The organism is Psychrobacter sp. (genome assembly GCF_036731945.1).
GTDB lineage: Bacteria > Pseudomonadota > Gammaproteobacteria > Pseudomonadales > Moraxellaceae > Psychrobacter.
This window is the reverse complement of record NZ_DAINDI010000011.1, coordinates 47,416-60,478: the sequence shown is the minus strand read 5'-3', so window position 1 is coordinate 60,478 and position 13,063 is coordinate 47,416. Positions and strand designations below refer to the sequence as shown.

The window sequence follows — 13,063 nt, the reverse complement described above, 5'->3', positions numbered from 1 at the left end:
ACAACCACAGGCGCTTGAGCTCAGCCATCTACGCGCGGCGGCAAATTTAAGTGACCATCAACGCTTTATTCAAATGTTAGAAAGCGAAGGTCGTCTTGATCGCGCCATTGAATATCTGCCATCGGATGAAGAGATTGCCAAGCGTCAAAAAGCGGGCACAGGTCTCACCAATCCAGAGCTGGCAGTGGTCATGGCTTACGGCAAAATGTGGGTGTACGATAATTTGTTGGCGTCAGATTTGCCTGATGCGCCGTACTTCGTTAATGAGCTGCGCCAATACTTTCCCGATGAGCTAGCAGCAAACTTCTTTGATGAGATGAAAGAACATCGCCTGCGCCGTGAAATCATCAGTACTTATTTGACCAATAGTATCGTCAACCGTTTGGGTATCGAAGCCTTATTCCGTTTATTTGAGGAAACGGGGCAAACGCTTGCTACGATCGCGCGCGGCTATGCAATTGCTCGTGATGTCTTCCATGTATCCAAAGCTTGGGAAAAACTTGAGTCACTAGACAACCAAGTCGATGCCACCTTGCTACTCGAGCTTGAGCTGCGTTTGCGTGATGCGCTTGAAAATGGCGTAGTGTGGTTTATCAATGCCTTTGGGCAGGACTTGCAAGTTGCCGATATGATCGAGCGCTTTGAAGACAGTGTGGAAAAATTAACCAAAGCAGGCGGTTTTATCGAGCAGCAGTTCTCAGAGTACTTGCAAGAAGACATCACAAGCTTAACGGAAAACGAGCTGTCTGCGGATGACGCGGCGATGTTCGCGATGTTGCCGTACCATGTCGATGCCCTAGATGCCGCGCTGTTGGCTGAGCAGTACGAGCGCCCAGTCGATGAGATTGCCACTTTATACTTTGAGGCCTATCACGTTTTACAGCTAGATTGGATGATGGATAATATCGCCACCTTACCGCAGCAAGACCACTGGGATCGTCGCGCGCGTCATGCCCTTGTCAACGAAGTTTCGCGCAGTCTGCGTATGCTGATGGATACTTTATTAAAGCAGCCTAATGCCAAACAAGCCTTTAATGACTGGAAATCGCGTCATGAAAGTCAGCTTGAGTCCATCACCGCTGAGATGCAAAAAATTGATGGCAATGATGAAAGCGCTATGAGTTTATCCACCCTATCTGTGCTCATGAGCGAGCTGAGTGGTTTGGTAAGTAAATAATAAGCTAAAAAATAAGCCAGATAGCAAATTACAGAAAATCTAGACTATATGTTTATAGAAAAAAATCACCGTTATGAGTTAACGGTGATTTTTTGTTTTTCAATAATAAAAAGAAAATTAAAAGCACTAATCTAAGCGTATAAAGGTATTTAAACGGCGCATTTTGCCATCTTTTTCAACCCAGACTTTCTCGCCATCATCACGATAGCTAGCAAATTGAGGTGTTAGTATTGCATCACCTTTATCATTCATAATCCCAAACTTGCCAGCTTGTTTATAAGTATAAAGCTGATGGTATAGCAGCTTTCTGATGGGGGCGTCTGATGCGAGGATTAACTTACCATTGGCATCGATAATTTGGGCGCTAACAATCTCGTCTTGGATATCTTCGCTCATGCCTGTAGCGGTGCTACCATCAATTAACGTACTACGCAAAAAAAGCGGTGGCTTAGCAGAAGTATTAAACGCTTCGATATGTTGATGGGCGGCAAAAGGAATAATAACGTCATTGTTTTGGTCAATGAGCGCTGTCTTATCGTTTAAGCTTACTTGCAGGTATAAAGGCTGACCCGTACAAGCATTTAACGGATGAATCGCTTCATACTTTGGCATGATTATCCAGTAGCCTTTATCATCAAGCAGTCCTGTACACCCTTGATTATTAGTTATTTTAAAATAATCTTGGTCATGATCAGAATCGTAGTGCGCATGCTCGATACGTGCCGTAGTTAGTGGAAAAATCCAGTCGCCATGACGATTAATAATACCTTGTCTGGTTGTCGCATCTGATGATTTTATGCTGACAATAAAGCTGGTTGCGATATCCGGTTCGGTTTGAATATCATCATAGTCAAAAGGGACAATAATCTTGCCAGCAGCATTGATAACGCCGTATTTACCATCCTGCTTAGCAAGCACATAGCTGTCCATCACGATATAAGCATCGGACAGATTATCCATGACGATCTGACCACTTAGGTTTTGCAGTTGCTGCGACCCGTCAGCTTGTTCGATCAACTTGCCAGCAAACGGCGTATTATTTTCAATACGCTCAAAGTAGCTACTGGGTAAAGTTCCGGCGCAATTAATCGTCGCCTGCGCAGACGTCATGCTTAAAGTAAAAGCAGTAATGGTAAATATAAAAGCAATAAGAAAACGCGCATTAATATAAATAATTTTAAATAGAGTATGCATAAATGTGCCACCTTAAAATTACTTTAGCCATTAACTGGCAATATGATAACAGCCTTGTCCAGTGATTTTACTAAAGCCGCCTGAGAGCTTAGTGACTTGAATTTGGGTCAAAATACGCTCTTTTAGCGCCTGCACGTGTGAGATGACGCCAATCAATTTGCCTTCTTGCTGTAAGCTTGTCAAGGTATCGAGGGCGATATCCAGTGATTCCTCATCAAGGGTGCCAAAACCTTCGTCCAAAAATAACGAGTCGACGCGAATATTATGACTGGCCATCTGCGACAGCCCAAGCGCTAATGCTAGGCTAATAATAAAGCCTTCACCGCCAGAGAGATTTTTAGTGCTGCGTCTCTCGCCACCTTGATAGTTGTCAATGACATTGAGCTCGAGCGGATTATTGTCGTCACGCGCCAGCAAATAGCGATCGCTCATTTTATGCAGTTGGGCATTGGCATGGTTCACCATGATATCAAAGGTCAAACCTTGGGCAAAGGTACGATACTTTTTGCCACTGCTTGAGCCTATCAGTTCATTGAGCTGTCGCCAAACTTGCAAGGTGTCTTTTTGCTGAGCAATGGCTTGGCGCTGCGCCTGCTGGTTGCCTTTTTTCTCTTCATTGTCTTTGAGCTGTTGGCTCATGGCGCCGATTGCCTCAATCAAGCGCTGCAACTCATTGTGCGACAGTTGCTGCTGTTCGACCAGTGTTTCTCTATCTTCATTGGTTAAAGGGTTGGCTTTTTTCTCCGCCAGTGCTTGCAGGGTTTGAGTCAATAAGGATTGCGCTTGCTTGAGCGTATCGTTTATTTGCTGCTGCTGCTCGGTTAAGTGATGACGCTCGGCAGCTGGCAGGCGCGCGCGCATGAATGCTGCTTCATCGCTAAAGTCGGAGCTGGCAAGCGCGGTTTTAAAAATATCTTCTTGCGTCGTCAGAGCCGTGCTAGCGGTCGTTAATTGCTCGGCAAGCAGCTGCTGCTGTCGTTGTAATTGTTTGAGGGTAAGCTCAGCACTATCTAACTGCCGCTGCGCTGCTGCTTTTTCGCTATGCGCCTGTTCAAGGACAGTGCGTAACCTTGCTTCTTCTGCATCAGGATTGATATTAATATTGCTATTATCATTATCAGTGTTTGGCACATTACCTGCAAAAATATTGTCTGCAAAAATATCGCGCCGCTCAGCCGTTAATTGCGCCAGTGTCTTAGTTTTTGTATTAATTGCTTGCAGCAAATCATCAAGCTCAGTCTCTTCTTTATCTAACTGAGCTTGTTTAGTTTCGATTTGCACAGTGATGCCGCTAATCGCAGTGATTAGGTTTTGTTGGGCATTTTTATAAGCAGTAAACTGCTGCTTTAATTGCACCAAACTACTACGCTGCTGACGCAGCGTATTAAGATGAACCTCATAGTCAGCTTTACTTAGCACAACTTGCTGGTCAATACTCGCCAGCAGCGGCTGTAAAGCAGCAGGTTCGGTGACGGCATCTAGCTCATACTTGCCCGCAAGATATTTATTTAGTATCGCCAATATAGCGTCTTTAAGCTGTGTTAATTCGGCAAAATTCGTCGAGATTTTTTTCTCGATAGCATCCAAAGCCAGCGCGCTTACTTGATTGTTGCTTTTAATCTTATGAATATCAGTGGCAAGCTGATACTGCTGCTTTTCAAACGTCTCAATGGTTTTGTTTGTTTTAGCAAGCTCATCGCTTAACGCTTCATGTTTTGTAAGCGTGTCTTTTAAAGACTGCTTGCGCTCGCTAAGTTGGTCTTTAATCGTATCTAGCAATAACAAACTATCTTTTATTAAGCGCTCTTTTATCAATGTACAATCGGTCGAATCATCAGCTCGCTTAGTCAAAAAATCCATATCTATACCAATTTGGCCAAGCTGAGTCATGCTTGCGATCACAGCGTTAGAATAGGTATTAGCCAAAAGCGGCTGTATTAAGTCATCGCTGTCCGCGCCCAGCTTTTTGATCTGCTCATAGAGTGGGATTTTTTGGTCGTGCAACTGCTTAATCTGATTTTGTGTGGTGGCATATTCAATACGCTGCTTAGAGATGGTTTGTTCTAGCGTATTGATCGTCGTATCCAGCTCGCTTATTTGCTGCTGCGTTTGAGCAATTTCAGATTGCTCTTTGTTCAATACAGGATGATGGGCGCCGTAAGGATGTTCACGCGCACCGCAAAGCGGGCAAGGGTCACCTTCTTTTAATTGGTTAATATAACGCTCTAAACTGGCAACCTGTTGCCATGAATCGAGAAGTTTTTGCTTATCTTGACGTCGGTCTTTGGCGTCTGCCATAAGCGCTTCGTTGTCAGTAATGCTCGCCGCCAGTTTGGTCAAGGCATCATTAATGGTCGGCAGGGCAGTGTTTATCTTATTGATTTGGCTAGCAAGCGCTTCAATGTGCTGTGCCTTAAAGCTCACTTGCTCTATCTGACTGTACGTGTGCTCAATCTGATCTTGCTCATCACGTATAGCAGCCAATGACTGCGTTTGGGTTAACGCTGCCTGCTGTTTTTGCAAAGTGGCTAGCGCTTCACGCGCCTTAGCAATCAAAGCGTTGGTCGCATCTTGCTGCTGCTGACATTGATCAAGATTGGTTTGATATTGGATTGATTGCTGCTGATGAGCAATTTTTTCGTTTGCCAAAGCGGCATTGTCTTGCAGCAGCGCTTTTAGGCGGCTGCCTTGACTATCAAAATTTGCCGCATCGGTATCTATATCGTGCAAAGCGGCGGCGTCAATCAAGTATTTTTCTATCGTTGCTAACTGAGCCTTGTCCTGATTGAATTGGACGGTATGATTTTCTATCTCTTGACGTAAGCCTTGCGTATTAGTCGCTAGGCGTTGTTTTCTTTGCTGCTGATCGTCTAACGCCTGCATTTGCTGAGCGATTGCGCCATCTAGCTTACGAGCGTGAGCAATTTTTGGTAAGGTGATTTGCAGCTTGTCATAGGCGCTCTGCGTATCAGCGTCAGCTGCTTTTAGCGTATTCACCGCGTGCGCAAGGCGCTCTTCTTGCTGCGGCAGCTGATGGTTTAGCGCCTGCTGATCATTTTGCAAACGCTTGACAGTGTCCCGATTATGGGCAAGTTGACTGTATTGGCTGTCAATCTCCAAGGCTTTATTAGCGGCGTTAAGTCGCTTAGCGTCAGGAGCGAAATCTGCCTGCGCTTGCTTGGCGACCGTAACCTCGTTTTGATAATTATCGACGTTTTTTTCTAATTCTGCCACCGTATCGAGCCAATTGATTTGCGTTTGCAGACGTTGATACTGTTGTTGCTGCTTGGTTTGCGCGGTTTGATGTGAGGTCAGTTTTTCGTTAATCAGCGCTTCCTCATTGGCGTCTAACAAAGTTAAACCCTCTAAACCAAACTGCAATTTATTTAAAATCTCTTCTTCCGCGCGTTTTTTTTCAAAGACATGGGTCGATATCGTCGCGTAGATATCTGTACCCGTGATTTTTTCTAAGATATCGGCGCGCTCATCGGCCTTAGCCTTTAAAAACGCGGAAAAACTCCCTTGCGCCAGCAAGATTGAACGCGTGAACTGCTGAAAATCCATTCGTGTCAGCTCAACGATTTTTTCTTTGGTGCGTGAGAGTTTGCTTTCTAGTATTTCATCGCCTTTAAGCTTGTCATCTTTGCTATCGGCATTACTGTCATCGTCAGTTTTAGGCGTTACCAAAGCGATTTCGTGGGTGGCATCTTGCAAGTTACCATCCGCCTTGCCATAAGCGCGGCGCTGTCCCCAGCGGCAGCGATATTGAGTGCCATTTAAATCAATGACCACTTCCGCGAAACACTCTGCCGTTTGCCGCGTCATGACCTCGTTGCTACTTTTACTGATGTTATTAATACGCGGCGTCTCACCATAGAGCGCCAGACAAATCGCATCCAAAATCGTGGTCTTGCCAGCGCCGGTCTGCCCAGTAATGGCAAAGATGCCTTCATTGATAAATGCGGAATCAGCAAAATCGATATGCCATTCGCCCTTTAAAGAGTTTAAGTTTTTGAGTCGCAGTTCGATTAGGCGCATGTGTCGGTCTTTGTCGTTTGAATGGATGGTTGTGATTGGAATTATGTTTTGATGCCGCGCTCATTGCTCATTTATTCAGCTTGAGCGTCATCATGGTAGATATTATGGAGTATCTGCTCATAGGCGCTGCGTAATGACGCTTTTTGCGTATCGGCAATGCCATTGATTTCTAAGCATTTATCAAACACATCAAGCTCATTTAAATCTTGTAAGGTTTCAGAGGATTGCTGCTGATTGAGGACTTTATTGTAGGTGCGCGTATTTTTGATTTTTAACACTTCGCAAGTTAAACCCTCAATCATGGCATTCACTTCTTCACGCAGCTCATTGACAATTTCATCACCGTCATAAATCACTTCTAGCCAAATAGACTCTAACGGCTGCAATGATTTTATCGTAGCAGCGATGGCGGTCAAATCGCCCGTTATCTGCGCCAGTTTTTGAAAGCAAGGAATCGGCAGCGAGATTACCTGCATTTGCCGTGACTCATCATGATGCAGTCGTTGAGATGTTAAATCAGACGTTGTAAAAGTGGAATCAAGCTGCACCGCCTTTGACTGAGTAAAGGGTTCTTCATTGACGTTAATTGCGGCGCTTTCTTCTTGCTCAACAAAAGCAAATAAATCATCCATCAATTCCGGCGTTTGAATGGCTGCTTTTTTCGCGACTTTTTCAACCTTACTTGTGGTATTGGCAGGCTGAAGAATAGTACTCTCATCAGACAAAGATTTTTCTACTTCGCCAAACTCTACCAACAACACTTGCTTTTGCTGCTTTGCTTCGCCAAAACCCATGGCGATAGGCGAGCCTGAATAGCGGATATGCTCACAGCCGCCGACGCGCTGCGGCACGTGTAAATGCCCCAGTGCCACATAATCAAAGCCATCATCAAACATATCAGCGGAGATATGACCGAGCGAGCCAACATAAAGATCGCGCACGCCATCATCTTCTGTAGTTTTACTACCTGCGGCGAATAAATGCCCCGTCGCAATAATAGGAATATGGCGCTGATGAGCGTCGCTTAAATGCTCCTGTCTTGCTTTGGCAATGCTAGCCACTTCATCATAATGCGCTCGAATACCCTTGATAACATTGGTATCTTTGCTATCTGCTGATTCGCCAGCATGGCTACCACGCACATCGCGGTCGCGCAGATAGGGCACAGCGGCGATAATACAATGCGGTGTGCCATCTACCGCGTCTAAAACCAACACCTCATCGTTTAAATCGTCACAAGCAGTACCGATGACATGGACATTTAGAAACTTTAAGACTTTACTTGGGGCATCTAAAAAAGTCGGGGAGTCGTGGTTGCCCGCGACGATGACGATATGCTCGCAGCACAATTTTGATACTTTGCCTAAAAACTCATAGTACAGCGCTTGGGCTCTGTTACTTGGCGTCATGGTGTCAAAGATATCGCCAGCTACGATAAGTACGTCCACTTTTTGTGCGCTAATGGTCTCTTGTAGCCAACTTAAAAAGGCTTCAAATTCCTCATAACGCATGCGCCCATAAAGTCTGCGTCCCAAATGCCAGTCGGAGGTATGAAGAATAGTAAGCGGTTTAATAGCAAATGCAGGCATAAGTGAACTTAATAATGGTTAGAAGACTGCGATTATTCTAGCAAGAATTGCTGCAGTTTGCTGTGCTTATAAATTATGGCAGCAGAAAATCACTCTTGGGGCTAAAGACGGAAATGCTTATTCAGCATTGATTAGTAAATCCGACTTTGGTCAGAAAAATGCTGGACAGACGAATAGCCAAACAGGTTGGGTGTATCGATATAGTGGTATAGAGGGCTTTGATTATCAGCCGCATTACGAGTACACCTTGCTTATCAAGAATACAACAATCGCCAATCCACCTGCGGATGCAGCGTCCATTCATAGTAAGCTGATAGAGGTAATTGAGAAGAAAAGGACTATAGAGTAAGGATTACAAAAACCTCTATTAGAGATTGCTTAGAGTATTAATGCATTATGGCTTGTTATGAAAATTTGTGAGTTTTCTAACGCTTGGCTTGCGCACCCTATCACAGTTAACCAACCTCAAAAACTAACTCTCTATTAACACTAATTGTTAATATTGAATTTCATTACGGCTTTGGCTTATCGTCCCAATCAAGTAAGAATTTTCTACGCAATTCAGGAGTTAGGACTTCAATAGAATGTATAGTTGCTACTCTATCCGTTAAGCATTTTTCATCGCCAGTAGTTTGAAGTGCAGGAATATTTTTCTTATCAATAAAACCGCCCCCTGCGAAAACTTCTGTATCAAATGGAACTGCTATTGCATTTAAGATTACAGTCTTTGAATCTAAGTCAACTTTGACATTACTAGCTTTCGTATCAAACACTGGGGTTATATAACCATCTTCGTCGCCAAATAAAAGACAGCCATTCTTCATTATAAATGTGCCTGATAATAATGCAGTTAATTGAACATTATTACTTTCATCATAATAAGAGAAGAGATCGAGTGAGTTTTTCGTTCTTATCACTGGGTTAGAAGTATTTCTTACTGTTTGATTAGTGCAACCAAACTGAAATAGAACTACGATAGGAATTAGGAAAAAATATCTATTTATCATGTGTAATAACCTCATGGCACTGATGGAATAGTAACAGATATTTCATGTGCGTTATGTATTGAGGAAAAGTATTTTAGTAATGAATCGACAATCTTGATAGTCGCTTGACCTTAATCGCACTTAGCCAATCACTAATTGCTCCACATCACCAGCGGTCGCCAAATTAGCGACCATTGATAGCGCATGTGCTTGCTGGCTAGTAGGGGCTTTTGCCGCCGCTGTCTTGCCACCGCGCAACCAATTATCATCGGTATCAGCAGCATTTTGGTTGTTTTGCTCATTGTCTACATGATACCAAGCCAAGTCATGATGTAGGGCGACCACATCTCCCATAATCAGCAGAGCAGGCGTGGGTAGCTGATTTTTTTCTTGCAATTCAACAATATTGGCAAGCGTACCAGTCAATACTTGCTGATTGGGCATACTGGCATTAGAGACAATGGCGATTGGGGTATCGCTACTACGTCCAGCATCAATTAAACCTGTCGTCAAACGTGCCAGTGAATGCAGCCCCATATAAAACACCACAGTTTCGTCGGTATTTAAAAAGCTTTTAAAGTTACTGTTTGGCGTGCCAGCCTTCAAAAACCCCGTGACAAAACGTACCGACTGCGAGTGATCGCGGTGTGTGAGCGGAATACCAGCATAACTGGCAGCGGCATTGGCAGCGGTAATACCGGGTACGACCTGATAAGGGACGCCATGCGCACGCAAGCTTTCAATCTCTTCACCGCCGCGTCCAAAGATGAAAGGATCGCCGCCTTTTAAACGCACCACACGGCGACCATCTTTTGCGCTATTGATTAATAGCTCATTGATGCCAAGCTGAGCGACGGCATGGTTGCTACGTTTTTTACCGACAAATACTTTGTCAGCATCGCGGCGGCATAAATCCAATACTTGCGGTGATACTAACGCATCATAATAGACGATATCGGCTTGCTGCATAAGACGTAGGGCTTTAAAGGTCAGCAGCTCTGGATCACCGGGGCCTGCACCGACGATATAAACTTCACCCATTGGATTTTTTACGGTGTGAGATTCTGTAGATGTATTACCTGCTGTACTTTTTTCATTGATAGCAGGTGCAGTGTTATCTAAATCCGCTTGCAGTCGCGCCGCTGCTGCATCTTCATTGCCAGCAAACATCAGCTGACTGACTTTACCTTCAAAAGTGCGCTCCCAGAACTGACGACGTCCTGTCAGCGTTGGGATTTTGGTTTTTACCTCATCCCGAAAGTCACCAGCCAGCTTGGCCAATTTGCCATAACCTTGCGGGATTAACGTCTCTAGACGTGCGCGCAGTAAACGTGCCAGCACCGGCGCTTTGCCATTGGATGAAATGCCAATCACAATTGGATTACGATCGACGATGGCTGGGAAAATAAAGTCGCATAAATGCGGCGTATCAACGACGTTGACGGGAATATTCAGCTCGCTGGCATCAGCATGAATTTGATGATTGAGCGCTTCATCATCCGTTGCGGCGATAATAACGCGTGCGCCAGTCATATAAGCTTTATTGTAGTTTTCATAAATCAGTTCGTGCTTGGCTTTGTCCTTAGTATGGCTGAGCAAAGCTTGTATTTCAGCACTGATAGTTGGTGCAAGAATCGTGATCGCAGCACCAGCGCGCCTGAGTAAGTCAGCTTTACGTAGCGCGACATCACCGCCACCAACGATCAGTACTTTGCGGTCTTCTAATTTAAAAAATAGCGGAAAGGTGTTCATAGCATCACCAATGATTCAGTCAATATAAAATATGTCATCATTATGCGGTATCACGCGCTACGTCTCATGCAGTGAATTGGCATTAACATATTCGTTTTTGTCATGTTGCTGATGGTTTTTTGCTAAGATGTGGAATAGCTGGGGAATAAAAACGTAGAAACGTGGCAGAAAAAAACCACAAGCTCACTTTTAAGCTTGTGGCTGATGTGGATTCTAAGTCTTATATTTACATGGATAGTGTTTAACGTACTGCCAAAGTCTACTCAAACTCACTTAGCATCTTAGTAATGCGGGCATCTTTTTGTTGCCAAATGTCCTCGAGCCAATCAAACATCATTTCTTTAGTGGCTTCATCACGGTCATAGCCGCCATCCATAATGGCCGCAAATAACTCGTCCGGTATGGTTAAGCGCGTCACATCGACGCCCAAGCGACGAATATTACCTTTCCATAAATCATCATAGTCAGGCGCACCGTCGGGATAGACGATAGTCACGTCTAAAATCGAATCCAATTCATTGCCTAACGCATTAAGCGCCAATGACAACCCGCCAGCGCGTGGTTTTAATAAATGCTCATAAGGTGAGCCTTGCTTATCATGTTTTTCTTTAGTAAAGCGCGTGCCTTCTAAATAGTTTAATAACGCGAAAGGTTTGTTTTTTAATTGGCGACAGGCGCGCTTTGCTTCTTCGATATCCTTACCTTTGAGGGCAGGATTTTTGGCAATCGCTTCTTTAGAGTGACGACGCATCATTGGGAAGTCTAAAAAGTAAAAGGCTTGACCGATAACGGGAATATAAATCAAATTAAACTTGGTGAAAAACCTTGTTAGAGGCAGGGTGTCTTGGCTGATATATTGCACGATACTGGTATCGACCCACGACTGATGGTTACTGACCAAGAGGTACTGCTTGTCCTCGCTTAGACCATCGGGCAGGTTGATGCGCCAGTCTTTATGAGGTAGGGCGTGGTCGATAACGGCATTATTAGTATTAATCCAATACTTAGTAATTGCAATTAAGGCATCATCAGTCAGTTTTGACCCAGTCAATACTTTCGCCGCGCCCATAGTCCAGACCGGTAGACCAACCAACGCACTATTGGCGGTGAGGACGCCAGTACCCGTCAAAAAAGAGGCAGCCTTGCCGACAGCTGGCAATTTATCATGCAGTTTTTCATAGAATGAATCGATTTTTTTTATTAAAGGCATATCAAATATCCGTATTGATGAGTGTGGCAAAGCCATGATCGAGCTTGATGATAAAAAGGCGCACAGGTAGCCGCAACGACGGGCAGCTTCGTCCATAGTTTAGCGTTAAAAGAGTGGCTTAACGTTTAATGTGAGGTTGCGCCAGCTTTGAAGCCATAGAATACCTTAATGTTAGCCGATAAAACGTTAAGAAAACGTTATTTATGCAACTAAAAGGCTAGATATATGCCAGTTATTAGCTGATTAAAAATGTCCAACATAGCCTAACATTCACAGTTAGGTGACTATGTTAATCTAACCTAGACGTTATCAGATAGAAAAAAGTTTTATTTACAACATAAAAACAAGGATGAACATGATGAAATTACAAGACAGGGTGGCCATTATATTTGGCGGCACATCAGGACTGGGCGAAGCGACTGCAAAAGCCTATGCCGATGAAGGGGCAAAGATCGTCGTCACGGGTCGCGATGAAGAAGACGGCAAGCGCATTGTCAAAGACATGACAGATAAGGGTCAAGAGGCTCTCTTTGTGCATGCTGATGTGACCAAAAAAGCAGAGATTGAAGCGGTAGTTGATAAAGCATTAGAAGCTTATGGTCAAATTGACATTTTATATAATGGCGCTGGCATCCACGACGCTTATGATAATGCCGTCGAGTTAGAAGAAGACTTATACGATAAATTGATGGCAATTAATGTCAAGGCGCCATATCTCGCCTCAAAAGCGGTGATTCCGCACTTTATCAAGCAAGGACGTGGAGTTATCATCAATGTTGGCTCACAAGCCACGCAAATGGCAGGCCCCGGCGGTTCCGCTTATGTGACCTCTAAGCATGCGGTGTTAGGATTTACCAAACAGTTGGCATTTGATTTTGGCAGTCAAGGGATAAAAGTAAATATTCTATCGCCAGGCTTTATCGAAACGCCTATGACCGATGGTATTGATGATGAGCGCTTAAATCGTATCCCAGCCCAGCGCGCTGGCAAGCCCGAAGAGATTGCAGCGCTCGCGGTATTTTTGGCGTCAGATGACTCAAACTATATGCATGGCTCGAACGTCTTTATGGATGGTGGTTGGGTTCTCGGTCGTAAATGACGTTCTAAAAAGCTATAA

Annotated in this window: 8 protein-coding genes and 1 pseudogene; 3 read left to right on the top strand and 6 right to left on the bottom strand. The window is 44.3% G+C overall.

From position 1 onward, the window contains the following. Window positions 1-1,177 (top strand): annotated as a pseudogene (locus tag V7D75_RS03810) (NAD-glutamate dehydrogenase); the annotation flags it as partial. A 126-nt stretch (window positions 1,178-1,303) separates the two neighbouring features. Here V7D75_RS03810 and V7D75_RS03805 read toward each other — a convergent pair. The 3 genes from V7D75_RS03805 to V7D75_RS03795 form a co-directional block, all read right to left on the bottom strand. After that, window positions 1,304-2,371, bottom strand: coding sequence for a WG repeat-containing protein (locus V7D75_RS03805; RefSeq protein ID WP_333613474.1), 1,068 nt, complete (start codon window positions 2,369-2,371; stop codon window positions 1,304-1,306). A gap of 30 nt (window positions 2,372-2,401) precedes the next feature. After that, entirely contained in the window at window positions 2,402-6,409 is a 4,008-nt protein-coding gene (locus V7D75_RS03800; RefSeq protein ID WP_333613473.1) for an AAA family ATPase, read from the bottom strand. 71 nt (window positions 6,410-6,480) lie between these two features. Beyond that, a complete protein-coding gene (locus tag V7D75_RS03795; RefSeq protein WP_333613472.1) occupies window positions 6,481-7,998 on the bottom strand; it encodes an exonuclease SbcCD subunit D C-terminal domain-containing protein in 1,518 nt (505 codons plus the stop codon). A 127-nt stretch (window positions 7,999-8,125) separates the two neighbouring features. Between V7D75_RS03795 and V7D75_RS03790 the strand changes: the two genes are divergently transcribed. Further along, on the top strand, window positions 8,126-8,347 hold the full coding sequence (locus V7D75_RS03790; RefSeq protein ID WP_333613471.1) for a DUF4377 domain-containing protein: 222 nt from the start codon (window positions 8,126-8,128) through the stop codon (window positions 8,345-8,347). 163 nt (window positions 8,348-8,510) lie between these two features. Here V7D75_RS03790 and V7D75_RS03785 read toward each other — a convergent pair whose 3' ends face one another. The 3 genes from V7D75_RS03785 to V7D75_RS03775 all read right to left on the bottom strand — a co-directional run bounded on the left by V7D75_RS03785 (window position 8,511) and on the right by V7D75_RS03775 (window position 11,946). Then, window positions 8,511-9,005, bottom strand: coding sequence for a hypothetical protein (locus tag V7D75_RS03785; RefSeq protein WP_333613470.1), 495 nt, complete (start codon window positions 9,003-9,005; stop codon window positions 8,511-8,513). A gap of 120 nt (window positions 9,006-9,125) precedes the next feature. Next, window positions 9,126-10,736 carry a siroheme synthase CysG gene (gene cysG / locus V7D75_RS03780; protein ID WP_333613469.1) on the bottom strand — a complete coding sequence of 537 codons (1,611 nt, stop codon included), beginning with the start codon at window positions 10,734-10,736 and terminating at the stop codon, window positions 9,126-9,128. A gap of 259 nt (window positions 10,737-10,995) precedes the next feature. After that, complete coding sequence (locus V7D75_RS03775) at window positions 10,996-11,946, bottom strand: acyltransferase (protein ID WP_068405407.1); 951 nt, start codon at window positions 11,944-11,946, stop codon at window positions 10,996-10,998. Between the two features lie 355 nt (window positions 11,947-12,301). On the opposite strand from V7D75_RS03775, the gene V7D75_RS03770 reads away from it, so the two are divergent. Then, on the top strand, window positions 12,302-13,045 hold the full coding sequence (locus V7D75_RS03770; RefSeq protein WP_333613468.1) for an SDR family NAD(P)-dependent oxidoreductase: 744 nt from the start codon (window positions 12,302-12,304) through the stop codon (window positions 13,043-13,045). Window positions 13,046-13,063 lie beyond the last annotated feature (18 nt).